Source organism: Variovorax sp. 22077 (assembly GCF_052044195.1).
GTDB classification, from domain to species: Bacteria; Pseudomonadota; Gammaproteobacteria; order Burkholderiales; family Burkholderiaceae_C; genus Variovorax; species Variovorax atrisoli.
Window position 1 is genome coordinate 59,895 of record NZ_JBQEQC010000026.1, and the last position, 25,747, is coordinate 85,641.

Consider the following 25,747-nt stretch of genomic DNA (forward strand, 5'->3'; position numbering starts at 1 on the left):
TCCAAGGACAAAGGAAACCGCCATGAGTCTTCTGCAGCCTTCCCCGTCGCCGCGCCGAATGGCGCACATCGCGCTTCGCACCAATCGCCTGCAAGCGATGACGCAGTGGTATTGCAAGGTGCTGGGCGCACACGTGGCCTACGGCTCCGGCAAGGTCGCCTTCCTGACCTACGACGACGAGCACCACCGCATCGCGTTGCTGGCCCTGGACGACTATCCGCAGCGACCGCAGCAGGTCACGGAGGGCTACTTCCATACGGCCTTCGCCTACGGGTCGCTCGGCGACCTGTTGGGCACCTACAAGCGGCTGCAGGGCCTCGGCATCGAGCCGCACCGCACGATCAATCACGGGCCGACCGTGTCGCTGTACTACCTCGATCCGGACGGCAACCAGATCGAGCTGCAGGTCGACAGCTTTCCCGACGCCGAAGCCACCAATGCGTGGATGCGCAGCGAGGCCTTCAGCCGCAATCCGATCGGCATCGAGTTCGACGCCGAAGAGATGCTCGCCAAGCTGCGCGCAGGCGTACCGGAAGTGGAGTTGATGCGCCGTCCTGACAGTGTGTAAGTAGGTCCCGACCAACATGGAGACAAAGAGATGCTGAAACCTGTGATCAGGCGAATGGCAGGCTGTAGCCTGCTGGCCCTCGCCTGTTGTGCGGCGCCCGCCACCGCGCAACAGGCCAGGACGACCATGATCCTGCCGGCCGTGTCGGTGCTGTTCGCACCGGTCTACATTGCCCAGGACGCTGGGTACTTCAAGGAAGCAGGCGTGGACGTCGAGCTCGGATTGCTGGCGGGTCCGACCGCCCTCAACGCGCTCATAGGCGGCAGCGCCGACTTCACGACCCTTGCTGGCCTGATCCAGGTCCGCGCCGCACAACGCGGCCAGAAAACCCTGGCGATCGCGGGCCTGCAGGAAAAAGCCACCACCGAGATCGTGCTCGGTGCGAGCACGGCCGAGAAACTGGCCGGCGCACGCACGCCCACGGAGCGTGCCAAGGCGCTCAAGGGCCTGACGCTGGCGGTCGATGCAGCCAACGGCCTGCCGCACGCCTTCCTTCGCTATGCCGCCCGTCAGGGAGGCTTGGACGCCGACCGGGACGTCCGGCTCGTCTTCATGGCGCCCACCGGGATGGATGCCGCCCTGCAGCGCAAGGAGATCGACGGGTTCGTTTTCTCCAGCCCGTTCACGCTCGAGTCGGTCCGGCGCGGCGCTCAGCTGTGGATCAGTGGACCGCGGGGCGACCTCCCCGACCTGGACCCCACGGCGTACAACGTGCTGGTGGCACGCGACGGCTACTGCACCACCGCGCCCGGCACCTGCAAGGCCGTCGTCGCGGCACTGGCGCGGGCAATGGCGCTGCTGGCGAACGAGCCCGGGCAGGCACTGGCGGTGCTGTCCAGGCGATTCGACAAGATGGACCCCGCGTTGCTACAGGACGCCTTTGAGACGTTCCGCCGCAACGCGCCGCCGCGCCCAATGCCGATGGCGCAGTCGTTCAGCCACACGGTCGACACGATGTTCGGTCCGGCCGACGACAAGGGCGCGCTCAAGACCCTGGTCAAGGGCCTGTACAGCGATGAATACGTCGCGGCCGCCAAGAAGCAGTAGTCGGTCCGAACCATGCGCCATCCTTGGATCGATCGCACGCTGCTGGGTGCGGCACTGCTGGCGGCCTGGCAGCTTGCCGCACAGACCTGGGATCCCTACTGGATCAGTTCGCCCCTGCTGGTGCTCGAACGCGGGTACGACATGGTCTCGACGGGCGATCTGTGGTTTCACGCCCGCTTCACCGTGGGCGAGGCGCTCGGCGGCTTCGCGCTGGGTACCGTGCCGGCGTGCCTGCTCGCGATGCTGCTGCGTCGGCACCCTCGGGCGGAAGCTGGCGTGCTGGCGATCTGCGGTCTCGGCTATGCCTTGCCGAAAACCGCGCTGGTCCCGCTGTTCATCCTCTGGCTGGGCGTCGGGCCCGGCGCCAAGGTGGCACTGGTGGCCTCGGCCGTCTTCTTCATCGTGTTCTACAGCACGCTGCGGGGTGTCAAGGCCGTCAGCCCACACCTGCTCATGACAGCGCGTGTGCTCGGCGCCACCGAGAGCCAAGTGCTGCGCCAGGTGGTCTGGCCGTCGGTAGTTCCCTATGTCTTCGGGGGACTGCGGGTGGCCCTCCCGTACGCCGTTGCAGGTGCGATCGTCGGCGAAATCATCTCGTCCAACCGCGGCCTGGGCTACCTGGCCCAGTACGGTGCGATGGACTTCGACACCACGCTGATCTTCGTTGCACTGGCAACGGTCATGTCGCTGGTGCTGCTTATCAACGCGGGCGTCGAGTTCGCACAGAAGAGGCTTCTGCAGTGGCAATCGGAACCATCGCAAGACAGCGCGACGACGATCGGCAGCTAGCCGGTACGCTGCCGCTGCATCCCCCGGCGCTGCTGGCATTGCGCAGCCTCGGCGTCTCCTTCGCTGACGCCGGTGCGCCGGAACGACGCTGGATTCTGAAGGACATCGACCTGGCGGTGGCGGAAGGCGAGTTCGTCACGGTCATGGGCGCGTCGGGCGCTGGCAAGTCCACGCTGCTCAGCGTGATCGCTCAAACGCTCGCGCCGAGTACGGGACAGGTCGTCTTCAAGGATCAGGTCGTCGCCGGCGCGGGGCACGAGGCGCAACCGGGCTGCCATCGGCAGATCGGCTTCGTGACGCAGGACGACAACCTCCTGCCCTGGCGCACCGTATGGCAGAACCTGTTGTTTCCGCTCACGCTGTCGGGCAAGCCGTCACCTGCGCAACTGGAGCACGCGCGCCAGCTGCTGGAGCAAGTCGGCCTGGCAGGCTGGGCCGACCACTACCCGCATCAGCTGTCGGGCGGGATGCGCAAACGCGCGGCGTTGGCACGCACCCTGGTCTACGACCCTCCGGTGGTTCTGATGGACGAACCCTTCGGCGCGCTGGACGCGGAGACGCGTGCGCAGCTGCAGGCCGACCTGCTGCGGCTGTGGGAGATACGGCGCAAGACCATCCTGTTCGTCACGCACGACATCAACGAGGCGATCGCGCTCGCGGACCGCGTGGTGGTGTTGGCCGGCTCCCCGGGCCGCGTCGAGCTTCAGCGGCGCATCCGCATCCCACGTCCGCGCGACCCCGAGCTGATCTTCAAGGCGCCCGATTTCGCGGCCCACTACGACGCGATCCGCAACTGCCTTCGCAAGGTGCCGCACCCATGACCGCCGACTGCCGTCTGTGGCCGTCGAGGATGGCCGGCCTGGCCATCTTCCTCGCGTGCTGGCAAGTCGCCGGGCTGGTCGTGGGCGACTACTGGATGCCGGGGCCGGCGCAGGTGGCACAGCGGCTCTGGGCTGAACTGACAGCAGGCAGCCTGCTGCGCGACCTCTGGGCCACGGGCCGGCTGGTACTCATGGGGACGCTGGGCGGCACGGTCCTGGGCATTGGCCTGGCCTGCCTGCTGCGGCTGCTGCCGCGCCTCGACAGCATGCTCCAGCCGTTCATCACGGCCCTCATGAGCGTGCCCAAGCTCGGCCTCGTGCCGCTGCTGGTCCTGTGGTTCGGCACGGGCTTGGCCCCTCAACTTCTGCTGGTGGTCCTGACGGTGCTCTTCATCGTCTTCGCCATCGCCTACGCCGGCCTGATCACCGTGAATCGCCAACTGCTCATGACGGCGCGCGTGTTCGGCGCCAGCGCGCTGCAGCTGACGCGGTTCATCGTCCTGCCGACCTTGTGGCCCTTCGTGCTGACCGGCTTGGAAGTGGCACTGCCGTGGGCGCTCAGCGCCGCGCTGGTGGCGGAATTTCTCTCGGCCAAGGTGGGCGTGGGCCATGCCATCGACCAAGCCCGCCAGGTGCGCGATTCTGTCGGCGTCTTCTATGGCATTGCCGCGGCGACCGCCATCGTCCTTGTCTGCAACGCCGCGCTCGCGCTCGCGCGGCGCCTCACCCTGAAGATCCAACCGGAGCATTGACCCATGAAGATTCTCAAGTTCAGCGATGGCCGACGAAAGGCCTTCGGCATCCTGCAAGGGACGGACCAGATTCGCATTCTGAACGGATCGCCGTTCGAAGGACCCATCACGCCGACGGACGCCTTCGTTGCCCTGTCCGAGGTCAGCCTGCTGGTTCCGACGGTCGCACATCCCCGGGTCTTCGGCATCGGCCTCAACTATCGCTCCCACATCGCCGAGACCGGCCGTAGCACGCCCGAGATCCCACCCGTGTTCATGAAGCCCGATACCGCGCTCCTGCCGCATGGGGGACAGATCGTGTTCCCAAGGGCCGCCCAGATCGTGCACTACGAGACCGAGTTGGTCGCGGTGATCGGACGCAGGGCGAAGGAGGTTCGTCGTGAGGATGCCCTGGCGCATGTAGTCGGCTATACCTGCGGCAACGATGTCAGCGAGCGGACCTATCAGCGCAAGGAAATGGCCATGGGACTGATGACGATGGGAAAGGCCGCCGACACCTTCGCGCCGATCGGCCCATGGATCGACACCGAGGCGGATCCCACCCGGCTGCACATGACGGGCCGGCTCAATGGCCAGATCGTTCAGGACTGCGAGACCTCCGACCTGCTGTTCGACGTCGCCGACCTGATCTCCTACTTGAGTTCGTTCATCACGTTGCTGCCCGGCGACCTCGTCATGACCGGCACGCCGGGCGGGGTCGGGCCGCTCTCGCCCGGAGACACGTTCGAGATCGAGATCGAAGGTGTCGGAAGGCTTTCCAACACCGTGGCCCCCTTCACCCCTGAGCGCACATGAACACCGCCGAACCCACTTCTGGCACCTTTGCCACCTCTGATCTCTTGCTGGCGGACGAGGCACGCTATCAGGCGCTGTATGCGCGAGACACCGGGGCACTGTCGCAGATGCTGGACGACACCTACCTGCATACCCATGCGAACGGAAGAACCGACGACAAGACCGCTTTCCTGGCATCGATCGCCGCCGAAAAGTACCGCTTCGTCGATGCGCAGCGGAAGGACCAGCGTGTGCGTCGCTTCGGTGACGTCGCACTGCTGAACGGCGTCGTGCACACGACCGTGGACGTCGCCGGCTCGCGCAAGACGCTGCACAACGCGTTCTTCACGGCCTGGCGCAATGACGGTCACCGCTGGCGGATGCTCCACTGGCAGGCCACCAAGATCGTCGAGAGCTGAGCGCCCCACCGACATGCAGGCCATCATGAACTCTCGCCGCAAGGGCCTGCGGGCTCTCGTACTGACGTCCCTGCTCGGCTTGAGCGGGCTGGCCGCCGGCCAGACGGAGCGCTACCCCTCGGCGCCTGTGAGGCTGATCCTGCCGGCTGCGGCCGGCACGGGCGTGGACATTCTCGGGCGCATCGCCGCCCAGTACCTGGGCGACGTGCTCGGGCAGCCGGTGATCGTGGAGAACGTGGTCGGTGCCAGCGGGGTCATCGGCGTACAGCGCGTCGTGCGCGCCAAGCCTGATGGCTACACGCTGCTGTTCACGTTCAACCAGACGATCACGATGAACCCGCACGTGGTCGCCAACCTTCCCTACGATCCCGAGAAGGACCTCGTGCCTATTTCGCGCTTCGCCGAATCCACCTTCGTCTGGCTCATCAATGCCCAGGTCCCCGTCACGACTTTTCCTGAGCTGCTGCGCCATGCCAAGGCGAATCCCTCCAAGCTCGCGATGGGCGTCACCGGATATGGCTCCGCGGCCTACCTGGGTGCGCAGATGCTGAGCCTGCAGACTGGCGCCGAACTGCTGCACGTCAACTATGCCAACAACTTCAGCGCCAATCTGCTGTCGAACGAGGTTCAGCTGTCGATGAGCCCGGCGTCGCAGGTGCCAGGTCTCCTCGCCACCGGTAAGGTGCGCGCCTTGGCTCAGACGGGTCCGCGGCGTACGCGCGGCATGCTCGACCTCCCCACGGTCAGCGAGTTCGTGCCGGGGCATGTGATCGAGGCCTGGTATGGCGTCTGGGCGCCGCAAGGCACTCCCAAGCCCACTGTGCTTGCGCTTTCGCAGGCATGGATGAAAGTCGCGGCCATGCCAGAAGTCGCCGCCCGCCTCGAAAAGCTCGGCGCCGAGCCCGTTGGCAGCAGCGCGGAGGCACTCGCGGACCATGCGCGCCGGGAAACACGCACATGGGCCGAGGTGGTCAAGGCGCGCGGCATTCGACCCTCGCAATGACGACTGCAGCAAATGACGTTGACGAGGCGCCCTCCTCGTCCCTGACGCGACGCCTTTGGCCAAGGCCGTGGAATCTATGCGAAATCAGTCGTCGCGATCGTTGGCGACACGCACCGCGTCGTTGTCGCGGCACACCAGCCCACACTGCTCGAAATCGCGCATGGTCTTGTTGAGCACTTCGCGCGAAAGACCTGAATACGAGGCGAGCACCGATTGCGTGATCCTCCGGTCGTAGCCCCGTTCGCCTGCGGGCGCGAGCCGCATCAGTTGCTGCAGCACACCCAGCACCGAGTCTTCCGCCGGAAGCACCGAGATGCGATGGAAATGACCGCGCGCCGACGACAGTCATCCAGCAGTTGTCGACTGCGCTGACGGCGGTGACGACTAGCGCGGCCTTTCACAAACAACAGATGGACTCCGGCCTGAACCCAGTTACCGACGCGCGCCTGACGCCCGCCGGGCACCGAAAATACCTGCTGGAGGAGATCAGTCGCTGGGCTGCTTCCATCAAGGCAGCTGGCGAGTATGCCGATTGAGTCATCGACGTGCAGATGCTCGACGACGAGAGCGAAGCTCGTCTTCGTGTAAAGAGACTGCCGGTCGGATGAAAGGCGGCATTTGCCCGATGTCTGGGTCGAACTCTCGACGATGCGCGCAGCGTGCAACAAGGCCTGTAGCTTTCCAGAGTCGCCGCGGCGCAGGCATCGTTCTGGCCGCGGCGCAACCGCAGGCCTACATAGCCAGTCGCGGTCGCAACCAGCGGCTGGGCGACCTTCTCGGCTCTGGCACCCTGTCCCGCCCGCATCGGCCAGCGCCGCTGGCGGTTTGCGCGCGCGGGCGCCGATCCGCGATGCACTGGCCGTCACGCTCGCTCGCCCACTGGTGCGCCCGCACGTGGCCGTTGCCGGCGATGGCCTCGCGCATCCAGGAAGGCGGCTAGTGGACCCGGCCACAGTCACGCTGGATTTCGTGGGCGCCGCGCTGGCTGGACTACTGAGAGAGATCACGATGCTCGCCGGTGCGCGACGCGCGCCCTGATCTGAGACTGAGCGGCGGTGCGCCGAGCTCAACCCTCAGGCTGATGGCACACAACCTCGACGTTATGGCCATCGGGCGCAATGACGAAGGCGGCGTAGTAGTTGGGGTGGTAGTCGCGGCGCAATCCAGGAGCGCCGTTGTCCCTGCCGCCGGCATCCATTGCCGCGCGGTGGAACGCATCGACCTGGCTGCGGCTGTCCGCAGCAAACGCCAGATGTAGCGGCGTGGGTGAGGCGCCTTCGCCTTCAGCCTGGTAGATCCACAGCGAAGGTTTGCCATGCTTACCCAGGCCCGCGCCATACGGCCCCTTCATTGCGATGCCGACGCCCAGCGGCGCCAGAGCCTGCAGAAAGAAGCGTTCACTGGCATCGACGTTGCTGGCGCGTATTCCGAAATGATCGAACATAAGAAGCCCTCGCTCGCGTTGCTTCAACCAGATATTGCCAGGTCACGTGGCACGCATGCCATCAGCCCGGGTCGGTGTTCGCACGTCTTTGTCACGCAGCCAATTAGGCGTGGCCCCGAAGCTGGCGCGAAACGAGGTGGAGAAGTTGGCGGTGTTCGAATAGCCGGCGGCCATTGCCACTTCCGCGACCGTCAATGCAGATTCGAGCAGCAGCTGGCGCTTGGCGGACTGACCCTTCGTCAGCCCCCAACAGCGGCAGAGGCCCTTACGGCCCGGCCACAGCCGATTCAGCAGGCTCACAGCTGGGTGTCGTGGCCCCATCGAATACCGAGGGAGTTTTGGACTTACGGCATAAAACCAGTCCAAGTTTTTATCAGCACCCCGACGACCCCTCGGCGGTCGCCGGGCACTTGCCAGACGCCGACAAAGGGCCGTGCGAACAAGGCCGAGCGCGGTCGGCGTTCCCGAGAGGTCACTGGAAGCGCACCTGGCTCTTGGAACCACCGCGTGAACGCCTCCGCGGCGACAGGGATGTCGGATTCGACCATGACGGATTCGTAGGTGGTGTCGGCTTCTACCGTAGGTGCTGGCATGTGCCGTGCGCCTGATCCCGCTGCGCCGGCGAAAGCAAAGGATCCGCGTCCCCCGCGTCGTACAGGCTGCCAAGCCGACGAGCATGGCGAGGAGACAAGGCGAGGGAAAGGATCGGCTTCGTCTCAGTTGGCTCGCTGAATGGGAGTTGACGGGAATTCCAATGAGGCACGTCGCGTGCTTGTACTGCCACGCGTCATCCTCATGGCAGACGAGCTTTTGGCAGGTGAGGTCTGAGAAATGAGGGGTGCGCGAGGATGGACATCCAATTCGTCTGCCACCGTGCGAGCGCATTGCCATCGCGTTCAAAGACCAGATCGAAGAACGCCAGGGCAAGATCCGCCGTGGCGATCTTGACCTTGGCGTTCAGCGCAGGCCCACCGGTCAGCGGACGGTCGGTGAACATGCTGTGGGAGCCGCCGCGAAACACTGCCAGCAGCTTGTGTGGGTTGGGAATGGCCTCAAAGACGGCCAATCGATCCGCCACGCCGGAGCGATAGCCCGGAATCTCGATGACATCCTCGGTGGCTGTCACGTGGATAGTCGGGACAGCGACCTTGCTCAGCACGGCTGTCAAATCGGGCTCGTTGTAGAACGGCGGCGTCGAGATGATGATTCCGGCAGTGAAGCGCGAATCGTGGCAGCTGATCGTCTGACCGTCTCTGACGACCTCCGCGCCAACCGTCAGCAGCGTGGTGTTCGCGCCGTACGAGTGGCCCGCCGCGATCAGTCGCTGCCGGTTCACTGCGCCAGCCCGATTGCCGGTCTCGTCCAAGAGCATTCGATCGAGCGCGAACCGCACGTCAGCAGCACGTGCAATGGCCTCCTGCTCCTGGGCCGCCGCCTGCAGGCGACCGACTACACCGAACGGGTTGCCCGACCAGAGCCTCGCATCACTGCCCACGTGCTGGACATGCAGGCTGGCGATGCCATGACTCGACCAGTGCCTTCCAAGATAGCTGTAGCCCTGTCTCGAACCACCGATACCGTGCGAGAAAACCACCAATGGCACAGTACCCTCGAGCGATGGCCCCATTGGCCAGTACAGGCGCGCCGGCACCGGACGTGACCGGGTTGAATCGACCCAGTCGTAATCGATCACCTGGTAGGTCCGCCCGGCGGTCTGCGCCCTCGTCCGCGGCCACCCCAGCGCCAGAGGAGCTCCAAGCAGCATGGCACTCACTTTTCGCCGCCACATGTCGACGTGCGTGTCCTGCGGCCGACGACGCTCCACCTTTGAGATCCGGTCTTTCATCACGCACGCAGGTGGTGGACACCTTGGAATGAGTCCGAGGGCATCAAATCCCAAGGGAAGACCGTGCCTGTCAGCTCCTCGGAGGCTGACCAAAGTCGCGCTGCAGCCGTCGAATCCAATGCCAACGGGGGAAACGCGGCGGAAGCGGGGTAGCCCCGGGTCTCACCGAGCCTGTCCGGGCCATAGTAGGTCCCGCCGCGCGCCTGTGGCGAAGTCGCCGCGAACAGGGTCGGCAACGCGCCCTGCTCGGCCGGTTGGAACAGGAACCACATGAAGCGGCGAAGCATGCCTGCGACGCTCCATTCCCCTGCACCATTGGGCAGCAGGTCCGTGCGCGAAATGCCGGGATGGGCTGCAATGCTCTGGATGCCCCATCCGGCCGCATCACTGCGGCGCTGCAGCTCAAGCGCGAACATCAGGCAGGCGAGCTTCGATTGGCTGTACGCGCGCATCGGCTTGTAGACACGCTGGGCCTGCAGATCATCGAAGTCGATCACGCCGTTGCGGGCTGCAATGCTTGACAGGGTTACGACGCGCGCCTGGTTGCCCTTGCGCAGAAGGGGCAAGAGTTGTGCCGTCAAGGCGAAGTGCCCCAGGTAGTTCGTGCCGAACTGCAGTTCGAAGCCGTCGACCGTGGATTGACGTTGGGGCGGGGTCATCACCGCCGCGTTGTTGATCAATAAATCCAGGCTGCTTCGCGAACTGCGCAGGCCTTGCACGAACGACCGCACGGAATTGAGGCTGGCAAGGTCCAGCAGGCCGAACACCACATCTGCTCCCGGGACTTCCTGGCGGATCTGGTTCACGGCGGCCACCCCTCTGGAGGGATTTCGTCCTGCAATGATCACATTCGCACCCGCACGGGCCAGTGCCAGCGCGTCCTGGAATCCCAGGCCACCGGTGCCCGTGACAACCGCCGTGCGGCCATGTTGGGAGGGGATGTCGGAAGCTTTCCAATGGGTCATGGTTCTTGCCTGAAGAAGATGGGGGCTACACTGGGTGCACGCATAACTTTACTCAGTGCAAATATTATTGCACTGAGTGCAGCATTGGAGAATGGACCCTAAAAATGCAAGGGAATTTGGATACGACGGGCGCTCCGCTATCCGGGAGCTTGCGGGAGCGAAAGCAACGTGAGACGCGACAGCGCATCGCAGAGGTTGCGCTGCGCCTGTTCCTGACCGATGGCTACGAAAGCACGACGCTCGATGCGATCGCGGCCGCCGCGGGAATTTCCCGACGCACCTTCTTCTCGTACTTCAAGTCGAAGGACGACATCATCCTGTTTGGGATGGAGGCCGATTCGGCGGAGTTGATAGCCGAACTGCTCAAGACATCGCCCGACGTACGGCCGCTCGATGCGGTCCAGGATCTGCTGGTCAAGCGCATTGCACGGCACACGACTGAAGAGATGACGGCCATCGACAACCTCATGCTGTCGAGCGAGTCGCTGCTCGCACGCAAGCAGGCGTTCTACGCGAAGCAGGAGCAGGCGCTGTTTCTTGCGCTGCGCGAGGTCTGGCGACAGCCCGAACGGCAGAGCGCACTTCGGATGGTGGCCATGGTGTCCGTCGGTGCCCTGAGGCTGGCGCTACAAGCCTGGCGAGAGCAGGTAGGCCAGCGAAAGCCGGCGGCCCAATTCTTACGAGACGCGTTCGAAAGACTTCGAACGGGGCTTTGACTTGCATTGGGGATGAGGCAAAGCAAGACATCTGATCATTGCCGCGCCCAGATCGAGACTGCGACGCGTTGCCACCGTCGATCGAACTGCTACCCCGCTTTACTACGCCCAGGCCAAAAGCCGAAACAGTCGTCAACACGCTGTACGGTCACCCTGCTTTCTCGTGTTTGGGCTTGCTGTTTTGAACTACAGGGCGTTGCGCAACCTCAACGAGGCTTGCCCGCGTCGAATGAAGCCTGGGTAGTGCTTGTCCTTGCCGGGATACCACGGCATCGAGGCAATCTGATTGAACCCTGGGAGGTGTTCCAGATATCGCAGCATATTTGCACGCGTGGCCGCGTCTGGCAGGGGGCCTCTCAACGCACCCACATTCTCCGCGGCATGATCGGGATTCGCCGTCGAGCTCAGACAGCATGTGACGGCCGGATGCGACATCACGAATTTCAGGAAGTATTGCGCCCAGTTCTCAATGCCGTACTCGCGCGCAAACGCCGGCAGCGGATGGCCCTCGACGACCTTGTGGAGCCGCCCCTTTTCCATCGCCATGTTGACCAGAACGCCGACGCCATGCGCCTGGGCCGGCGGGAACACGCGCTTTTCAGCATGGCGGTTGAAGATCGAATAGTTCACCTGGACGAAGTCGACTGCGCCGCGATCGATCCATTGGGCCAGCAGGTCCTGATGGCCGCTCTCGTGGTGGGTGACCCCCACAAGCCGCGTGTGCCCTTCCTTCTTCCACGCGTTCAGCAGCGGCACCACGGCGTCGGCGTTCACCAGGCTGTGGCATTGCATCAAGTCGAAGCGTTGGCGCCACAGACGCAGTTGCGATTGCTCCAGGCTGCGCAAGGCGTGGCTTTCATCGGTCAGGTACTCGCCCGTCGTCCACAGCTTGTTCGCAATGAAGAGCTGATCGTTGATGTCCAGAGCGGTCACGAAATCGCCGACTGTGTTCTCGGCGCTGCCGTACAGCGGTGACGTGTCGAGCACCCGCACGCCTCCCTCCCAGTAAGTCTTGACGACCTCGCGCAGATTCGAACGAGGTTGCCCCGGCAACGTGTCGAACGTCAGAAACGTACCCAGCCCCAGTGCCGAGACCGATTCGCCGGTGCGCGGAATCGTCCTCGTCAACACCCCCGCAGGAGGCGCGCTCGACCGGGGTGCCGACGTCCCGGTTTGTGCGCCGCTAGACTTGGCGGCCCATGCCAGCGGAAGGGCTGCCGCAACGCCGATCCCGTGTTGCAGCAACTGGCGACGATTCTCGGAGAACGAGGTGTTTTTAAGGGGCATGACAGGCCTGTGCAGATGGTTCAGACTCAGTGGAGGCGATTGCTCATCGGGTGTCGTCGAGCACCAGCACTTCGTGGATATCGCTGGCCGCGTTGCCTCCCGTCTTCAGACCGCCGCCGAACACATGGATGCGGTCATTCAACGTGGCCGCGCCCAGGCCGTGACGTGCAGTGGGCATGGGCGGCAGTGCCTCCCAATCGTCGGTGGCGGGGTCATAGACCCAGCTGTCGGCGAACACCTTCTGCTCGGGGACCCACTGCTCGCCACCGAAGACATAGAGCTTGCCGCGATGCGCGGCCGCCGCCAGCCCGCCGCGCGCCTGCGGCATCGGCTTTCGCGTCGTCCAGGTGTCGAGCACTGGGTCGAACACCTCGAGCGTCGAGACATTGATCTGGCTAAGCGTGCCGTCGGCCTGCTTGCGTGCGCTGCGGCCTCCGACGACGTAGATGCGCCCGTCGATGACCGCGGAGGCAGCGCTGTTGCGGGCCGTAGGCGCATCGGGCAGCCGCCGCCAGCGTCCGCTCGCCGTATCGAGGACTTCCACTGCAGCGGTATCCTGGTGGTCGTTGAAGTGGCTGGCGCCTGCGAACGCGGGCACCCGGCCGCCGATCACATAGACCTTCCCTAGAACCGCCGCAGCGACACCCTCCGCTCGAGGTCGAGGTAGGTCGGGCCCTTGGTGCCAGCGGTCGGCTCCGGGCTCATACCAGAACACGCTGGATTGGGCGCGCCAGTTCGGAAACCCGCCACTGAACCCCCCGACGCCCCACAGGCGACCATTCGCCGCGGCCAGGGCGATATGGTGTCGAGCCTCAGGAAGCGTGGCCCTGCGGGTCCAGCGCGCCTGGCTCTCGTCCCAGGACTCGAAGTGCGCCGAATACCCCGTGTTCGGGCTCAGGAGGCCTCCCGCCACATAGATCTTGCCGTCCAGCACCTCGGCATACAGCTCCTGGCGGGCCACGCCGGTCGGTGCTGCCTGCTCCCAGCGCGGGAGCCGCTGGGCTTGAGACTGCGTGGACACGAATGCGGCTGCGACCAGTGCGAGGTGGGCGATCCTGGAGCTCGTTCTCATGGCGTCTTGTCCTTTGCGAATGGCCAGATCGTAAGAGCCGGTGTCGAATGGGACTAGGTGGATAATCCTGCATGAGCTGTTCAACAGGACTAAACAATGTCCCGATCCGTCCTGCCTGATCTCGATGTCTTCGCATCCGTTGCAAAGCACAGGAGCTTCCGCGCCGCAGCGACCCAGCGCGATGTGTCCGTGTCGCTGATCAGCCAGACGATCCGCCGTCTGGAGGAGCAGATGGGGGTCACGCTTCTGACAAGAACCACGCGCAGCGTCACCCCCACCGCTGCCGGGTGGGAGCTGCTCAGGGAGCTGGAGCCGAGCCTGGCGTCGATTCACAGGGCGGTGGAGCGGCTCAACCAGCACCGCGACTCCCCCTTTGGCACCCTCAGGATCAATGCCCCCGCACCGGTCGCCCAGTTCCTGCTGGCCGGCTTGGCCGCTCGCTTCGTGGCGATGCATCCGGGCGTTTCCATCGAGATCACCGCTGACGCCGCAATGACCGATATCGTGCGCGATGGCTTCGACGCAGGCGTGCGTATCGACAAGGATCTACAGCAGGACATGGTGGCCGTGCGCATCGGTGCACCACAACGCTACGCGGTGGTGGGATCCCCCGCCTACTTTTCACACCGTCCCGTGCCAAGGTCCCCGCGCGATCTTGCTGAACACCATTGCATCCAGCGACGATTCCCGGGTGGAGGACTCCAGACCTGGGACTTCCAGCGGCGCCACGCGGCGGCGAACACAGGGCCTTCACGGCTGGTGGTCAACGATGCGCAGGTCGCGGTGAATGCGGCGGTGGCAGGCGGGGGCCTGGCGTATGTTCACCAGAAGTATGTGGAACGCGAGCTGGCTGCAGGAGAGTTGGTGCGGGTGCTGGAGAACTGGTCGCCTGGGATCGGTCCGCCTTATCTCTACTATCCACGCCAGCGCCACATTTCTGCTGCCATGAAGGCCTTCGTGGAATTTTGCCGATCGGCGGCTATGCAGACGCCGGGCTCGGCCCACCCCGACTGAACGCTTGTCCTAGGAACTTGCTCGTCCCGTGTCGGTGTTCCGATGCGCCCATCGCGCCTGCGGCCGGATGCCCGGCCTTTGATTGCATCTGGACTCGACCATCGGGCGCCCGAGCCGCCGTAACACTGCCGGCGCGCGCATGTCCAGGCACATGACGCTCAGGGCCGGCGGTGGCATCTCGTCGATGGCCTTCCCTCGCTCCTGCGGCCGAGTGCCACGCCCGTTTCGCTCCGCGCGCCAGCGTAGTGACTTGACTTCAGCCGATCCCCGGCCCCACACGGAGTTCGTCGATGAGTGCGCGCGGTGTCACGCCGGCAATCGCGCGGAACTCGCAATGAGGTGCGCCTGGTCGTAGTAACCTGCGACAGCGGCGATGCCCGCCCAGCCCGGGCGGGCGTTCTGGCGCGCAGCGCCTAGCGCGCGATGGAAGCGCGTGAGCCTGGCGAACGCCTTGGGGCTGGTGCCCAGGGCCTCGCGAAACACGGCGCAGGTGTCGGGCGCTCACGCCGAGGTCTGCGGCGACGGCGTCCACGCTGGCGCTCTGAAGCCTCCTTGCGGCTTCGAGCGCGAAACGCGGATGGACACTGCGTCCCTGCGCGGCGCCGTGGCGCTCGGAGATGGCGACCTCCAGTGCCGCGGCTGCCTCGGCCATGCTGCGCGCGCCGGCGAGCCGATCGAACAGCCGCGCACTGTCGCCCCACAGATCCCCAAGTTCGATGGTGTGCCCGGCGATGGCGGAAGCGGGCGCGCCGAGAACCGCCTCGTGCGTGCCCAGGCGAAGACGCGCCACCACGATCCGCTGGCCGCCGAAAATCAGCTTGCGGTGCACCTGCTGCCGCGCACCGAGCACGTGCGCATCAAGTCCGCTCCGAGCCATCGAGCCGAAACGAACGACGATCTGAGTTTCCAAGCGCGGCACCAGGGGTGCCGCGCATGTCGCGGTCGATCTCGTGCAGGGAGAGCGCGCTGGCGCCTAATGCCGCGAAAGGATAGGCCCTTCTGGGGGCCTCTGTCGTGCGAGGGCCGGGCAGCACTGCACGGAGGTCTGACGTTCGTCCACGCAGAACATCAGCAGTTTCTGCGGCAACTTCTTCCTATTGATGAAAGGACTCGCCGGACCAAGCGCAATGGTTACTGAGCAAGGGAACACCCGAAAGTTGACACCTCAACGTTGATAGATCAACAATCTGCTTTTCGTGACATCACCGCTCGCCCGATGCCGTCCAAGAAGAAACCAGACTCGCCTCAACGCGCTGCGCATTCCAGCTCTGCCGCGAAGACACCGCAGCGCAGCCCCAATGGTCATGACCCGGTCGTGGAACGACCGGTCCCTGCACTCGCGACAGACTTCATCGGGTGGCTGGTCACCAGTCTTTCGGTACGCCTGAGTCGCAGCGCTTCGAGCTATTACATGCAGCGCTGGGACATTGGCACCACGGAATATCGGCTGCTGCTGGCACTCGGGGTCGAGCACGAATGTAGCGCCGCGTCGGTGGCTGCCGCCGCTGACGTTGACAAGGCTGCAGCCAGCCGCAGCCTTCAGGTTCTGAGCCAGCAAGGCTTGGTGACTCTGGCCCGATACGGCCGCGAGATGAGGATCAGCCTGACGGATACCGGGCGATCCCTTTCCAAGGAGCTTTACGCGGCTTCGTTGGAGCGCGAGACGATTCTCACGCAGGGCATGAGTGCCTCTCAAGTCAAGCGTCTGCGCGCCGACCTGCACCAACTGATTGAGAACCTCCCGCGGATGAGCGACGGCAGCTTCGACGCCGATCCAGCTGATTGATCCCTTTCCACACCTTCACTCCCCCACGCGAATCATGCTCAGCACTGAAAACAACGATCTCTTGACCCGAACCGGCCCCGAAACTCCCATGGGCAAACTGATGCGGTGTTTCTGGACGCCGGCCATGACCGAGGCCGAAGTGCCGGCTGCCGACGAAGCGCCGGTGCGCATGCAGCTTCTAGGGGAAGCGCTCGTGGTGTTCCGTGACACAGAAGGCCGGATCGGCGTGCTTGACCAGCACTGCCCCCATCGCGGTGCCAGCCTGTTCTTCGGACGCAACGAGGAAGGCGGCATTCGCTGTGTGTACCACGGCTGGAAATTCGGCGTAGATGGCCAGTGCCTGGACATGCCCACGGAGGCGTCCGACAGCCCCATGCGATGCAAGGTGCGCGCCCGCGCGTACCCTGCGCGCCTCGCTGGTGGTGTGCTCTGGGTGTACATGGGCGAACGCGACATGATGCCACCCCTGCCCGAATTCGAGTGGCTCGGACTTCCTTCCTCCCACGTGTACGTTTCACGATGGGAACAAGACTGCAACTATGCCCAGGCGATGGAGGGAGAACTCGATAGCGCGCACGTCGGCTTCTTGCATAGCCTCGTGGACAAAACCAACGACGATGACCGCGCGCTCACGGGGCGCTTCTTCAAAAACGACAAGGCACCATTGTGGAAGATCGTGCCGACGCCCTCCGGCTTCATGGCTTGTAACGGCCGCCGCGTCGATGAGAGTCAGCGCTATTGGCGCTTGAACCAATTCCTGCTGCCTTTCTACACGATGATTCCCCCTCATCCTGCCGAAGCTCGACTCGTGCGCATGTGGGTGCCGATGAACGACGAGCGCTGCTGGGTGCTGTGTGTCACTTTCCGCCCAGACAGGCCACTGGAAGAGAAGGAACTCACGGCATGGCGCAACGGTGACTATGCGCACCGCAGAGTCATTCCCGGCACCACGCGTCCGACCGAGCGACTGGACAACGACTACCTGATCGACCGGCAGCAGCAAAAAACCATCTCTTTCACCGGAATCGCAGGCATTCGCGCGCAGGATGCGATGGTCGCGGAATCGGCGGGGCCGATCGTGGACCGCACACGCGAACACCTGGGCACCAGCGATCGTGCGGTCGTCGCGATGCGCCGTGCCCTCATGGATGCGGCACTGGCCTGTGTCGCCGGTCAGCGACCTGTCGGTGCAGACCATCCGTCCCTCTACAGCGTTCGAGCGACGCAGACGGTACTGCCCGAGGGGCTCGACCCCACCGATTCGGATGAGCTCATGGGAACGGCTCGCCCCAAAGATCTGCCCACTGCCGCCTGAGCCCCTCACTGAATCCCCGCAGCCGCGGTTGAAGGGCCTGCGCTTCGGGATTCACTGCGCATCGTTTTCATACAACACCAGGAGACTCGCGATGAAACTTCCCCACGTCCCCCTCGGGACGCGAGCGCTGATGCGTTCCGTCCTGCTTGCCGGCGTCGTCGCGCTCGGGCCAGCTCAAAGCCACGCAGTAGAAACCGACTTTCCCAAGCAGCCGGTCAACATCATCGTACCCTTCGCACCCGGCGGCAGCCTGGATGCGACAGCGCGCGTGCTCGCCGAAAAGCTGCGCGATCTGCTCGGCCAGCCGGTTCTGGTGGTCAACCGTCCCGGTGCTGGCAGCGCTCTGGGAGCCCGCTACGTCGCCCAAGCCAAGCCCGACGGCTACACGCTGCTCATCGCCTCCGGCTCTGCCTTTGGCTTTTTGAATCTGATCGTTCCGAACTTCGAATATCGGCTGAAGGACTACGCCCCCCTGGGAGGCGTAGCCATCTACACGTCGCTTTTTGCGACCAACTCCTCGGTGCAAGCCAGGACGCTGCCTGAGCTCGTGAAGTTGTCCCGCGACAAGCCTGGCGGCATCAGCTTCTGCACCACCGGCGTGAGCGGTCTGAATCATCTGCAACTGGAGATGTTCAAAGGACTGGTCAAGTCGAAGACGGGAGCGGCGCTCAATGTGATCCACGTGCCCTACAACGGCGTGGCGCCCGCACTCACGGCCCTCAAAGCTGGTGAGGTCCAAGCATGCGCCCTGCCCTACAGCACGATCGTGCGCAACTTCGAGGGCAACGGCATTCACAACATCGCGGTGCAGCGCCATGAACGCTTGAAAGCCATGCCACAGGTGGGCACCACCGGAGAACAGGGCTACGCGGAGATGGACGACAACGAACAACTCGTGACCCTGTCGGCCCCGGCGGGCACGCCCGCGCCGGTGATCGCCAAACTCGAAGCCGCGCTCCAAGCCACGATGAAGGATCCCGACGTCGTGAAGAAGCTGGACGACCTTGATGTGCAGCCCACCTTCGTCAGCGCCAGCGAGGCGCGCAAATGGCTGGAGAAAGACGTCGCCAAGTTCAGCAAAGTGATCAAGGCGGCGGGCCTGACTGCGCAGCAGTAACAAAGAAGGCAAGAGAGAGACGACATCCGATGCGCCTGGAAATGCGAGAAATGAGTACCTGCAATCCCTCCCAAGCCGGCGAATTCATGCGGGTACAGGTCAGCGCAATGCGCCTGGAGTCACCCGATGTGCTCAGCATGGAGCTGCGCGACTTCCATGGCCTCGAACTTCCCCCCGCGCCCCCAGGCTCCCACATCGACGTGAGCCTCCGAGAGGGATTGACACGCCCCTATTCCGTGGTGCGCGGTGACAAGGGAACCTACGTGCTGGCCGTCAAGCGCGAATCATCGAGCCGGGGCGGCTCCGCCCATGTGCACGAACGGCTTCGCGTGGGCGATGTGATCCAGGTCTCGAAGCCGCACAACCATTTCGCCCTGGCCGAGGGCACCGGCCCCTGCGTGCTGATTGCAGGAGGTATCGGCATCACCCCCCTGCTACCAATGGTGCGTGCGCTCGAACGCGCAGGCCGCCCCTGGCGCCTTCACTATGCGGCCAAGGACATCGCGAAGGCGCCCTTCGCGCGCGAGCTACGCCAGCTGGGGGAGCGGGTCATCATGCACTGCAGCCAGACCGCTGGACGGCTCGATCTGGCAAAGCTCGTGGCGAACGCGGAACCAGAAACCCATTTTTATTGCTGCGGTCCCGCAAGCATGCTCGACGATTTCGCCGAGGCGACTCGCGCCGTGGAACCGGCTCGCGTGCATACGGAGCGCTTCGGTCCCGCCGCACTACCCGCAGACTCGTCGAGCTTCGAAGTGCAGTTGGCCAAGAGCGCGCAGCGGATCGTCGTCGGATCTGACATCAGCATCCTCGATGCACTGCTGCAGTCGGGCGTGAACGTGGATTACTCCTGCCGCCAAGGCATCTGCGGTGTCTGCGAGGTTCGCGTTCTTGAAGGCGTCGCGGATCATCGAGACGAAATCCTGACCGATGCCGAGCGATCGAGCAACAAGACGATGATGGTCTGCTGTTCCCGCGCACGCAGCCGGACATTGGTGCTCGACCTCTAGGAAAGGCTGACTTCATCTTGAGCAGATGATCGATATGGCTATCGGTGCTCGACCAATGCGCACGCCTCTCGATGCAGCGCGACCCCATCTTGCTCTCGTCCGAGCCTCGCTGACCACCGCTACAAAGTACGCATGATGTGCGCAGCGTCGTCATCTTTTCGCCTTGCCTCGGCAAATTCTTGCTGTGATTTGGATCTGCTTGGCACAGGGCTCTTCCGAAGATCGAAGATGAGATCCGGCCTGCAAGAGCCACAAGCAGCGCGACTTCTTCATCGGCATTCACTCGCGCAGCCCGGTCCGTCTTCCTCGGTCCAAGGTGCCACTGCCATCCAATGCCCATGGATGCCTGCCGGCTACCACAGCATTGCGTCTTCGCTGCAAATCAGCGGAGACGTCTACTGATCTGGGGCACTCGACATGAAAAAAACGGACGTCTTGATAGCGACGATCGAGATGGCGCGCGCCGGCCTGGGTTTCACTCCCGCAGCGGGGCTGGACTTCATTTGCGACCTGATTGGGCTGGAGGATGCCCAGGACGAGGATCATGACCAGAACGTCGAGCGGCTGCTCCGACTTGCTGCGTGCATATGGAGCTTGAGACATTCCCTTCTTGCACCGGCCTCCGCCTCAGGCGTGCATCCGAAGCACCCAAAATAGCAGGCCGATCTTTCGGCCACCCACGACTTCGAGTTGAACATGCAAGACTCAGGGCATTCAGGCCATGCCCCCACATCGAGGAGGTGGTCGCGGTGATGCACGGCCTTCCGCCGGCGCACCGCATGTCGATCGCCCGCCACGTGGACGTCACGCTGCTCGATACTCCCTCGCCTACCCGTTTTCAGGTATGGCCGAGGCGCTATCGCGTCCCTACGATCCGCGCTGTCGGTAATAAAGAGAGGTCAGACATGCCCAAACGCGCAATCCAGCCGACTCCGGCCTTCCGGCAGGCGGTGGAGGACATGCAAGCCAAGGCAGGGCCGAACACGGTGGGCCTGGTCATGCGCTTCAACGAGGACGACAGCACGCTTCGCGACCTTTGGTCGGAGGGTTCCAATGCCCCGAAGCACAAGTACAACCCCCATGCTGCGGATCGGCCCGAGATGTGGCGCTGCGACCTACCGGGAGGAGGATCGCGCCGTGCAAACAAGGTCGGCGACGTCCGCGGCTATCACGCTGAGGAGATATTCATCGCCTGCTGGCCCGCCTTGCTGCGAGGTGCCGACTTGCAGGAAAACCAGTTGCACTGTGTCGAACTCGCACTTTCCAAAAGCCCCTGCTATGGCAACTCGGGGTCTTCGCTGCTGCGCCTCGCCAACGCGCCGAGGTACATGCCAGTCGGCTGCTCCTCGAAGCTCTCCGAGTTCGTTCAGTCGAAGGGCAGACAGATCGAATGGCGTATCGCATTCCTTTCGCTGAACGGCTCGGACGCGACGAGCTACGTCCCTATTGGCGGCTTTAGCGTCGACCGGCTCATGAGCGCCCGGGAGCGACAGATCGCCGATGCGGCCGACCGGCAGGTCCGGTTCCAGTCCGTCGCTGCACCTCAGATGAGAGGTCATGCCCTTCACCTGAACAACCGGGCTGCCGTCTTCGAAATGGTGGCGCCAAGACTGAATGGTCCCGCCAGAGGGACTCTGATGTCCATGGCAAGAGAGGAAAAGCAGGCAGCCAGAGACCTGCTCGCCAGGGTGAATCAACGGTCGATTGCCCTGGCCAATCAGGCCAGAACCCTTTCGGTCGGCGTGGCCCAGCAAGGTATCGCGTTGCTCGAAGGCCTGCCCAATGTCGACGTCAGGCGGTGGATCTGATCCGCGTTGAGCGTCTGGACGTAGAGGCTCAGTCGACCTTTCGCTGCTCCGTCCCCGGCACAGTCGCGATCAGGCTGCGCGTATACGGATGCTGCGGTCGATCCCAGATGTCCCGGCGGCTGCCGGTCTCTACGATGTTCCCTGGTTCATTACCCTCACGCGATCCGCGACCTAGCGCACCACTGAGAGGTCGAGCAAATGAACAGGTACGCGAGCCCGGAGTCCTCCTTCCGCTCCCCCAGCAGATTCAGGATCTGCGCCTGCACCGACACGTCGAGCGCCGACGCGGGCTCGTCGAGCACCGCCAGTGAGGGCATCAGCACCAGCGCGCGAACCAGCCTCCCAGCACAGGCGCTGTACTCCGCATATGTAGCGCTGCGCTTTGGGTGAGGCCACCGATTTCGCTGAAGGTGCGCCTGTGGGACCGGCGCGTCGTCTACGCTCATCGTCGAAGATGTACACGCCCGAGTATCAATCGGCATACTCGCCGGCCGCCTTGATAGGTCCAGCCCAACGATTGATCTCTTCGTGCAGATACTTGCGATGCCCAGCCGGGGTCAGGCGCCAGTCGTTGACCGGGTTCAAGCCGGAGTCCATCTGCTGTTTGCGAAAGGCAGCGCTGTTCGTCACTGTGGTCAGTGCGGCTGACAACTGTTGAATGACCGGCGTCGGCGTGCCGCGAGGAGCGTACAAGCCGTACCAGATGGCGAGGGGGCCTTGGGCAATGCCCAGCTTCTCCATCGATGGGACGGCCTCCAGCGGCGTACCGGTCGCCGGCTCGCGCACCGTGACAGCAATCGGACGCACCTTGCCAGCTTGAATCTGCGGCAGCGCATTGGCTGTCAGGTCGCACATCAGGTCGACCTGGCCACTCATCAAGTCGATCATGGCCGGGCCGGTTCCTTTGTACGGGACAGTGGTCATGCGCAGCTTCAGCGAGGACTGCAGCAGCAGGCCACACAGGTGGGAGGCCGATCCGATTCCGGCATTTGCCAGGGTCACTTGAGGCTGCCGCGCCATCCAGCGCAACAGGTCGCCGAAGACGTTGGGAACGTCAGGTCTGCTGATGAGAATCAGCGGCGACTCGGCAACCACGCCCAGCGGCTCGAAGTCGATTGCGGGCGCAAAGTCGAGCTTGCGATACAGCGAAGGGGCCGTGGCCATGTGCACGTGATCGAGCAACAGAGTGTAGCCATCGGGCGCAGCGCGCTTGGCCATGGCCACGCCGATGTTTCCGCCCGCCCCACCCTGGTTTTGCACGATCACGGGTTGACCGAGCAAACTGCTCACCTGGGGCGCAAGCTGGCGGGCGAGCTTGTCCATCGGCCCCCCCGCAGCGTAGGGAACGATGATGTTGATGGGCCTGTCCGGAAAACCAGCGTGGCAATTTCCGAAGAGGACAGCAACCATCAAAACGGCCATTGAGCGTAGAAGCGAAGACATGTCGCGCTCCCTCGTTCACGCACTCGGGATTCCCGTGGCGCCCATGGCCGCTGCGGCGCGTGCGACTGCCTGGCTGCGCAGGGCGTGTCGCTCGCGCGTGGCCTCGAGGCACCGCTTCACGATGTAGTCGGGCGACGTGCGGGGAGTGCCGCCCTCGAATGGCGGCTCCGGGTCGTATTCGATCTGGAGCTGGATCTGCTTTGCGGCGTCTTCGTCCAGCATCATCGCCACCGCCCGAAGGGCCATGTCAATCCCGGACGTCACGCCGCCAGACGTGATGATGTTTCCGTCGATGCAGGTGCGCGCGTCATCGGGAATTGCTCCGAACGAAGCCAGGAACTCTCTCGCTTGCCAATGGCACGCTGCCCGCTTGCCGTGCAGCAGTCCTGCTGCGCCCAGGAGGAGCGAACCGGTGCACACGCCGAGGATGAATTGTGCGTTGGCGGCCTGGCTAGCCGTGAATTCCACCCAGGCCGGGTCCACCAGGGCGTCATCCGTGCCGGGGCCACCCGGCACCACCAGGATGTCGCAAGGGCCGGCGGTCGCGAAGGTGGCTGTCGGGATCATCGACAAGCCCCGATCTGAGCGGATGGGGTCCATGGTCGGCGAGACGAAGTCAATCTTGAAGCCTGGTGCGCGTGCGAGCACCTCGAATGGGCCGGTTAGATCCAGTTGTGTCAACGCCGGAAATAGCAGAAAGTTCACTTGCATGAAGACGCTCCTTAAAACGAGAACTCTAGAAGTCGGGCCCCTTCCAGGTGTGCCAAAAATGGGTGGCGGCGCGCCAATACGCGTGGCGTTTCTGGTCTTTCCGAACTTCCAGCCTCTTGACCTGAGTGGCCCCTGGCAGGCATTCACCACGGCCAACGAAGAGCTGGGATACGTGCGCTACGAGCTCGCCACATTCGGTCCTGAAGCAACGGCGTCCACCCCTGATGGAGGGCTTCGCATACTAGTCGGCCATTCGCTTGCGGAATCGGTGAAGTGGCAGCCCCACACGCTTGTCGTTCCCGGCGGAGAAGGTGTGTATGCAGCGAGCGAGGACCTGGCGCTGCTGGAATGCCTGCGGGCGCAGGACAGCACGACCGAGCGAACCTGCAGCGTCTGTACCGGCGCTTTCCTGCTGGCCGCCACGGGATTGCTGGACAGCCATCGTGTAACCACCCATTGGCGTACCGCAGAGCGGCTGCGCCGCGAGTTTCCTCGACTGGACGTGGCGGACGAACAGATCTTCTGCGAGAGTGGAAAGTTCTGGACCACAGCAGGCGTGACTGCCGGCATCGATCTCGCACTTGTATTGGTAGAGCGCGACTGCGGTGCCCTGATCGCACAGCGCGTCGCGCGCCGCCTTGTTGTCTACCTGCGCCGCACCGGCGACCAGCGACAGTACAGCCAGACGCTGCGGCTGCAGGACCGGGCGGGGGCACCGTTTGCGAAGCTGATCGAAGAGATCGAGGCGCAACTGTCTTTGCGCTGGACCGTGGACGACATGGCGGCGCTGTGCCACATGTCACGGCGCAGCTTTCAACGCAAATTTAAGGAAAGCTTTGGCGTGGGCCCATCCGATGTGCTGAAGATTCTGCGCTCCGAGCGAGAACAGCAGCTATCGAAAGCAGGCCATCTGCCCAAGAAGGAATTGGCCCGGATGATTGGAACCACAACCGGTCGTCCGCGAGTCGATTGAACGGGCCACTCCGTATCTCTGGCTTTCGGTCGGTTGCGAGCTTGACCTGAAAAGTCAGGAAGGCCCGCGGTCGATCGTCTGATGATCACCTCGCGCAGCAAGCCCAGAAAATAGGCCGGGATGACAGACGACGAGGCCGAGGCGGCGTTCCGCATGCCTGCCAACGAGAAGACAGAAGAAGCGCGCTAGCTTAGAAGGTGGATCGATCCGAGTGGTGAAGGCGTCCCCGCGAAGTGCCTGCATCACGCCACCATGCCGCCATCGACATGCAGGTCTGCGCCGCCGACATAGCGGCTGTCTTCGCTTGCGAGGAACAGAGCGGCGGCCGCGATCTCGTCCGGCTGGCCAAGGCGCCCGAACGGAATCCGGTTCGTCAAAGCCCGGCGTACGTCCTCTCCCACCCCATCAAACATCGGCGTGTCGGTAGGTCCCGGGCTGAGCGTGTTCACGCGGATGCCCCGGCCGGCCAGCTCGTGGGTCCAGGTCCGGGCGTACGAACGCACCGCTGCCTTGGAGGCCGAGTAGGTGGCATAGCCGGGGTTGGCGATGCTGCTGGCGATCGAGCCGACCAGCACGATTGATCCGCCATCCGTCATCAATTGCGTTGCGCGCTGGACTGTCAAGACCATCGCACGGACGTTCAGGTCGAAGGCGCGGTCGATGTGCTCCTCGGTTGTGTCTGCAAGGGTCGCGTACTCGGCGATCCCGGACGACGTGACCAGCACGTCGAGCCGACCGGCGCGTTTGGACAGGGTTGCAAAAAGCCGGTCGAGGTCGGCGGTTTGGGTGACGTCTGCCTGGATCCCCTCGGCACCGTTGCCGATCTGGGAGAGCGCTTGGTCGAGCTGCCTCTGCTTGCGGCCGGCAACAAAGACCTTTGCGCCCTCCGTCGCGAAGCGGCGCGCGACGGCCAGGCCGATGCCGCTGCTGCCGCCAGTGACGAGGGCAGTCTTTCCAGTAAGTCTTGACATGCGTCGCTTTGCTTAAGTGAATGAACCACGCATGATGCATTTTGTATATCTAGTGTCAATTACGCACTTGATCTATGCTAGATATACGAAAGGAAA

General features: G+C 64.0%; 29 protein-coding genes and 1 pseudogene. 18 read left to right on the top strand and 12 right to left on the bottom strand.

Going from position 1 to position 25,747, the window contains the following annotated elements; all coding sequences use genetic code 11:
* The first annotated feature begins 22 nt into the window (after positions 1–22).
* Genes ACTJLF_RS28935 through ACTJLF_RS28970 form a run of 8 tightly spaced genes read left to right on the top strand, consistent with a single transcriptional unit; the run spans position 23 to position 6,173 of the window.
* Positions 23–568, top strand: coding sequence for a VOC family protein (locus ACTJLF_RS28935; protein ID WP_440884390.1), 546 nt, complete (start codon positions 23–25; stop codon positions 566–568).
* 30 nt (positions 569–598) lie between these two features.
* Positions 599–1,615 (top strand): ABC transporter substrate-binding protein, encoded by a 1,017-nt coding sequence (locus ACTJLF_RS28940; RefSeq protein ID WP_354413385.1) that lies wholly within the window; start codon positions 599–601, stop codon positions 1,613–1,615.
* 12 nt (positions 1,616–1,627) lie between these two features.
* Positions 1,628–2,404, top strand: coding sequence for an ABC transporter permease (locus tag ACTJLF_RS28945; protein WP_019658606.1), 777 nt, complete (start codon positions 1,628–1,630; stop codon positions 2,402–2,404).
* The gene (locus tag ACTJLF_RS28950) at positions 2,356–3,225 is read left to right on the top strand and encodes an ABC transporter ATP-binding protein (protein ID WP_080647981.1); all 870 of its coding nucleotides are present in this window, start codon (positions 2,356–2,358) and stop codon (positions 3,223–3,225) included. Before ACTJLF_RS28945 ends, ACTJLF_RS28950 begins: the two co-directional genes overlap by 49 nt.
* On the top strand, positions 3,222–3,977 hold the full coding sequence (locus ACTJLF_RS28955; protein ID WP_440884391.1) for an ABC transporter permease: 756 nt from the start codon (positions 3,222–3,224) through the stop codon (positions 3,975–3,977). Before ACTJLF_RS28950 ends, ACTJLF_RS28955 begins: the two co-directional genes overlap by 4 nt.
* A gap of 3 nt (positions 3,978–3,980) precedes the next feature.
* Entirely contained in the window at positions 3,981–4,772 is a 792-nt protein-coding gene (locus tag ACTJLF_RS28960; protein ID WP_440884392.1) for a fumarylacetoacetate hydrolase family protein, read from the top strand.
* On the top strand, positions 4,769–5,170 hold the full coding sequence (locus ACTJLF_RS28965) for a nuclear transport factor 2 family protein (RefSeq protein WP_440884393.1): 402 nt from the start codon (positions 4,769–4,771) through the stop codon (positions 5,168–5,170). The genes ACTJLF_RS28960 and ACTJLF_RS28965 overlap by 4 nt, the downstream gene beginning before the upstream one ends.
* Before the next feature lie 13 nt (positions 5,171–5,183).
* On the top strand, positions 5,184–6,173 hold the full coding sequence (locus ACTJLF_RS28970; RefSeq protein WP_440884394.1) for a Bug family tripartite tricarboxylate transporter substrate binding protein: 990 nt from the start codon (positions 5,184–5,186) through the stop codon (positions 6,171–6,173).
* Between the two features lie 84 nt (positions 6,174–6,257).
* Here the strand turns inward: ACTJLF_RS28970 and ACTJLF_RS28975 are convergent, their stop codons facing one another.
* Positions 6,258–6,482 carry a helix-turn-helix domain-containing protein gene (locus tag ACTJLF_RS28975; RefSeq protein WP_354413395.1) on the bottom strand — a complete coding sequence of 75 codons (225 nt, stop codon included), beginning with the start codon at positions 6,480–6,482 and terminating at the stop codon, positions 6,258–6,260.
* Between the two features lie 101 nt (positions 6,483–6,583).
* Here ACTJLF_RS28975 and ACTJLF_RS28980 point away from each other — a divergent pair, with 101 nt between their 5' ends.
* Complete coding sequence (locus ACTJLF_RS28980) at positions 6,584–6,709, top strand: hypothetical protein (protein ID WP_354413397.1); 126 nt, start codon at positions 6,584–6,586, stop codon at positions 6,707–6,709.
* 530 nt (positions 6,710–7,239) lie between these two features.
* On the opposite strand, the gene ACTJLF_RS28985 is transcribed toward ACTJLF_RS28980, so the two are convergent.
* The 4 genes from ACTJLF_RS28985 to ACTJLF_RS29000 all read right to left on the bottom strand — a co-directional run bounded on the left by ACTJLF_RS28985 (position 7,240) and on the right by ACTJLF_RS29000 (position 10,428).
* Positions 7,240–7,617 (bottom strand): VOC family protein, encoded by a 378-nt coding sequence (locus ACTJLF_RS28985; protein WP_440884395.1) that lies wholly within the window; start codon positions 7,615–7,617, stop codon positions 7,240–7,242.
* Between the two features lie 42 nt (positions 7,618–7,659).
* Positions 7,660–7,917, bottom strand: a complete 258-nt coding sequence (locus ACTJLF_RS28990) for a helix-turn-helix domain-containing protein (protein WP_354413398.1) — start codon at positions 7,915–7,917, stop codon at positions 7,660–7,662.
* Between the two features lie 493 nt (positions 7,918–8,410).
* Positions 8,411–9,463 carry an alpha/beta hydrolase family protein gene (locus ACTJLF_RS28995; RefSeq protein WP_440884396.1) on the bottom strand — a complete coding sequence of 351 codons (1,053 nt, stop codon included), beginning with the start codon at positions 9,461–9,463 and terminating at the stop codon, positions 8,411–8,413.
* On the bottom strand, positions 9,463–10,428 hold the full coding sequence (locus tag ACTJLF_RS29000; protein ID WP_440884397.1) for an SDR family oxidoreductase: 966 nt from the start codon (positions 10,426–10,428) through the stop codon (positions 9,463–9,465). Before ACTJLF_RS29000 ends, ACTJLF_RS28995 begins: the two co-directional genes overlap by 1 nt.
* A gap of 104 nt (positions 10,429–10,532) precedes the next feature.
* Between ACTJLF_RS29000 and ACTJLF_RS29005 the strand changes: the two genes are divergently transcribed.
* Positions 10,533–11,144 carry a TetR/AcrR family transcriptional regulator gene (locus ACTJLF_RS29005; protein ID WP_440884398.1) on the top strand — a complete coding sequence of 204 codons (612 nt, stop codon included), beginning with the start codon at positions 10,533–10,535 and terminating at the stop codon, positions 11,142–11,144.
* A 186-nt stretch (positions 11,145–11,330) separates the two neighbouring features.
* Here ACTJLF_RS29005 and ACTJLF_RS29010 read toward each other — a convergent pair whose 3' ends face one another.
* Positions 11,331–12,431 carry an aldo/keto reductase gene (locus tag ACTJLF_RS29010; protein ID WP_440884399.1) on the bottom strand — a complete coding sequence of 367 codons (1,101 nt, stop codon included), beginning with the start codon at positions 12,429–12,431 and terminating at the stop codon, positions 11,331–11,333.
* 43 nt (positions 12,432–12,474) lie between these two features.
* The gene (locus tag ACTJLF_RS29015) at positions 12,475–13,503 is read right to left on the bottom strand and encodes a Kelch repeat-containing protein (protein ID WP_440884400.1); all 1,029 of its coding nucleotides are present in this window, start codon (positions 13,501–13,503) and stop codon (positions 12,475–12,477) included.
* Between the two features lie 96 nt (positions 13,504–13,599).
* Here ACTJLF_RS29015 and ACTJLF_RS29020 point away from each other — a divergent pair, with 96 nt between their 5' ends.
* Positions 13,600–14,517, top strand: a complete 918-nt coding sequence (locus ACTJLF_RS29020) for a LysR family transcriptional regulator (RefSeq protein ID WP_440884401.1) — start codon at positions 13,600–13,602, stop codon at positions 14,515–14,517.
* A 256-nt stretch (positions 14,518–14,773) separates the two neighbouring features.
* Here ACTJLF_RS29020 and ACTJLF_RS29025 read toward each other — a convergent pair whose 3' ends face one another.
* Complete coding sequence (locus ACTJLF_RS29025; protein ID WP_440884402.1) at positions 14,774–15,427, bottom strand: helix-turn-helix domain-containing protein; 654 nt, start codon at positions 15,425–15,427, stop codon at positions 14,774–14,776.
* 306 nt (positions 15,428–15,733) lie between these two features.
* Between ACTJLF_RS29025 and ACTJLF_RS29030 the strand changes: the two genes are divergently transcribed.
* From ACTJLF_RS29030 to ACTJLF_RS29055, 6 genes are all read left to right on the top strand, one after another.
* The gene (locus ACTJLF_RS29030) at positions 15,734–16,303 is read left to right on the top strand and encodes a MarR family transcriptional regulator (protein ID WP_440884403.1); all 570 of its coding nucleotides are present in this window, start codon (positions 15,734–15,736) and stop codon (positions 16,301–16,303) included.
* A 34-nt stretch (positions 16,304–16,337) separates the two neighbouring features.
* Positions 16,338–17,618, top strand: coding sequence for a Rieske 2Fe-2S domain-containing protein (locus ACTJLF_RS29035; RefSeq protein ID WP_440884404.1), 1,281 nt, complete (start codon positions 16,338–16,340; stop codon positions 17,616–17,618).
* Between the two features lie 91 nt (positions 17,619–17,709).
* The gene (locus ACTJLF_RS29040) at positions 17,710–18,735 is read left to right on the top strand and encodes a Bug family tripartite tricarboxylate transporter substrate binding protein (protein WP_440884405.1); all 1,026 of its coding nucleotides are present in this window, start codon (positions 17,710–17,712) and stop codon (positions 18,733–18,735) included.
* Positions 18,736–18,764: 29 nt separating this feature from the next.
* Positions 18,765–19,745, top strand: a complete 981-nt coding sequence (locus tag ACTJLF_RS29045; protein ID WP_440884406.1) for a PDR/VanB family oxidoreductase — start codon at positions 18,765–18,767, stop codon at positions 19,743–19,745.
* A gap of 417 nt (positions 19,746–20,162) precedes the next feature.
* Positions 20,163–20,402: a hypothetical protein gene (locus ACTJLF_RS29050; protein WP_440884407.1), complete on the top strand. Its 240-nt coding sequence runs from the start codon at positions 20,163–20,165 to the stop codon at positions 20,400–20,402.
* A 248-nt stretch (positions 20,403–20,650) separates the two neighbouring features.
* On the top strand, positions 20,651–21,553 hold the full coding sequence (locus ACTJLF_RS29055) for a hypothetical protein (RefSeq protein WP_440884408.1): 903 nt from the start codon (positions 20,651–20,653) through the stop codon (positions 21,551–21,553).
* Positions 21,554–21,581: 28 nt separating this feature from the next.
* Here ACTJLF_RS29055 and ACTJLF_RS29060 read toward each other — a convergent pair.
* The 3 genes and pseudogenes from ACTJLF_RS29060 to ACTJLF_RS29070 all read right to left on the bottom strand — a co-directional run.
* A pseudogene (locus ACTJLF_RS29060) lies at positions 21,582–21,891 on the bottom strand (ABC transporter ATP-binding protein); the annotation flags it as partial.
* Positions 21,892–22,024: 133 nt separating this feature from the next.
* On the bottom strand, positions 22,025–22,996 hold the full coding sequence (locus ACTJLF_RS29065) for a tripartite tricarboxylate transporter substrate-binding protein (protein ID WP_440884409.1): 972 nt from the start codon (positions 22,994–22,996) through the stop codon (positions 22,025–22,027).
* Positions 22,997–23,011: 15 nt separating this feature from the next.
* The gene (locus ACTJLF_RS29070; protein ID WP_440884410.1) at positions 23,012–23,707 is read right to left on the bottom strand and encodes a DJ-1/PfpI family protein; all 696 of its coding nucleotides are present in this window, start codon (positions 23,705–23,707) and stop codon (positions 23,012–23,014) included.
* Between ACTJLF_RS29070 and ACTJLF_RS29075 the strand changes: the two genes are divergently transcribed.
* A complete protein-coding gene (locus ACTJLF_RS29075) occupies positions 23,706–24,680 on the top strand; it encodes a GlxA family transcriptional regulator (protein ID WP_440884411.1) in 975 nt (324 codons plus the stop codon). The two genes, ACTJLF_RS29070 and ACTJLF_RS29075, sit on opposite strands and share 2 nt — an antisense overlap.
* 242 nt (positions 24,681–24,922) lie before the next feature.
* On the opposite strand, the gene ACTJLF_RS29080 is transcribed toward ACTJLF_RS29075, so the two are convergent.
* A complete protein-coding gene (locus ACTJLF_RS29080) occupies positions 24,923–25,651 on the bottom strand; it encodes an SDR family NAD(P)-dependent oxidoreductase (RefSeq protein WP_440884412.1) in 729 nt (242 codons plus the stop codon).
* Positions 25,652–25,747 lie beyond the last annotated feature (96 nt).

Bases quoted from the DNA above. Each gene is read 5' to 3' on its own strand.
- ACTJLF_RS28935 (WP_440884390.1), top strand. From the start codon at position 23: ATGAGTCTTCTGCAGCCTTCCCCGTCGCCGCGCCGAATGGCGCACATC.
- ACTJLF_RS28940 (WP_354413385.1), top strand. From the start codon at position 599: ATGCTGAAACCTGTGATCAGGCGAATGGCAGGCTGTAGCCTGCTGGCC.
- ACTJLF_RS28945 (WP_019658606.1), top strand. From the start codon at position 1,628: ATGCGCCATCCTTGGATCGATCGCACGCTGCTGGGTGCGGCACTGCTG.
- ACTJLF_RS28955 (WP_440884391.1), top strand. From the start codon at position 3,222: ATGACCGCCGACTGCCGTCTGTGGCCGTCGAGGATGGCCGGCCTGGCC.
- ACTJLF_RS28960 (WP_440884392.1), top strand. From the start codon at position 3,981: ATGAAGATTCTCAAGTTCAGCGATGGCCGACGAAAGGCCTTCGGCATC.
- ACTJLF_RS28965 (WP_440884393.1), top strand. From the start codon at position 4,769: ATGAACACCGCCGAACCCACTTCTGGCACCTTTGCCACCTCTGATCTC.
- ACTJLF_RS28970 (WP_440884394.1), top strand. From the start codon at position 5,184: ATGCAGGCCATCATGAACTCTCGCCGCAAGGGCCTGCGGGCTCTCGTA.
- ACTJLF_RS28980 (WP_354413397.1), top strand. From the start codon at position 6,584: ATGGACTCCGGCCTGAACCCAGTTACCGACGCGCGCCTGACGCCCGCC.
- ACTJLF_RS28985 (WP_440884395.1), bottom strand. From the start codon at position 7,617: ATGTTCGATCATTTCGGAATACGCGCCAGCAACGTCGATGCCAGTGAA.
- ACTJLF_RS28995 (WP_440884396.1), bottom strand. From the start codon at position 9,463: ATGAAAGACCGGATCTCAAAGGTGGAGCGTCGTCGGCCGCAGGACACG.
- ACTJLF_RS29000 (WP_440884397.1), bottom strand. From the start codon at position 10,428: ATGACCCATTGGAAAGCTTCCGACATCCCCTCCCAACATGGCCGCACG.
- ACTJLF_RS29005 (WP_440884398.1), top strand. From the start codon at position 10,533: ATGCAAGGGAATTTGGATACGACGGGCGCTCCGCTATCCGGGAGCTTG.
- ACTJLF_RS29010 (WP_440884399.1), bottom strand. From the start codon at position 12,431: ATGCCCCTTAAAAACACCTCGTTCTCCGAGAATCGTCGCCAGTTGCTG.
- ACTJLF_RS29015 (WP_440884400.1), bottom strand. From the start codon at position 13,503: ATGAGAACGAGCTCCAGGATCGCCCACCTCGCACTGGTCGCAGCCGCA.
- ACTJLF_RS29020 (WP_440884401.1), top strand. From the start codon at position 13,600: ATGTCCCGATCCGTCCTGCCTGATCTCGATGTCTTCGCATCCGTTGCA.
- ACTJLF_RS29030 (WP_440884403.1), top strand. From the start codon at position 15,734: ATGCCGTCCAAGAAGAAACCAGACTCGCCTCAACGCGCTGCGCATTCC.
- ACTJLF_RS29035 (WP_440884404.1), top strand. From the start codon at position 16,338: ATGCTCAGCACTGAAAACAACGATCTCTTGACCCGAACCGGCCCCGAA.
- ACTJLF_RS29040 (WP_440884405.1), top strand. From the start codon at position 17,710: ATGAAACTTCCCCACGTCCCCCTCGGGACGCGAGCGCTGATGCGTTCC.
- ACTJLF_RS29045 (WP_440884406.1), top strand. From the start codon at position 18,765: ATGCGCCTGGAAATGCGAGAAATGAGTACCTGCAATCCCTCCCAAGCC.
- ACTJLF_RS29050 (WP_440884407.1), top strand. From the start codon at position 20,163: ATGAAAAAAACGGACGTCTTGATAGCGACGATCGAGATGGCGCGCGCC.
- ACTJLF_RS29055 (WP_440884408.1), top strand. From the start codon at position 20,651: ATGCCCAAACGCGCAATCCAGCCGACTCCGGCCTTCCGGCAGGCGGTG.
- ACTJLF_RS29065 (WP_440884409.1), bottom strand. From the start codon at position 22,996: ATGTCTTCGCTTCTACGCTCAATGGCCGTTTTGATGGTTGCTGTCCTC.
- ACTJLF_RS29075 (WP_440884411.1), top strand. From the start codon at position 23,706: ATGAAGACGCTCCTTAAAACGAGAACTCTAGAAGTCGGGCCCCTTCCA.
- ACTJLF_RS29070 (WP_440884410.1), bottom strand. From the start codon at position 23,707: ATGCAAGTGAACTTTCTGCTATTTCCGGCGTTGACACAACTGGATCTA.
- ACTJLF_RS29080 (WP_440884412.1), bottom strand. From the start codon at position 25,651: ATGTCAAGACTTACTGGAAAGACTGCCCTCGTCACTGGCGGCAGCAGC.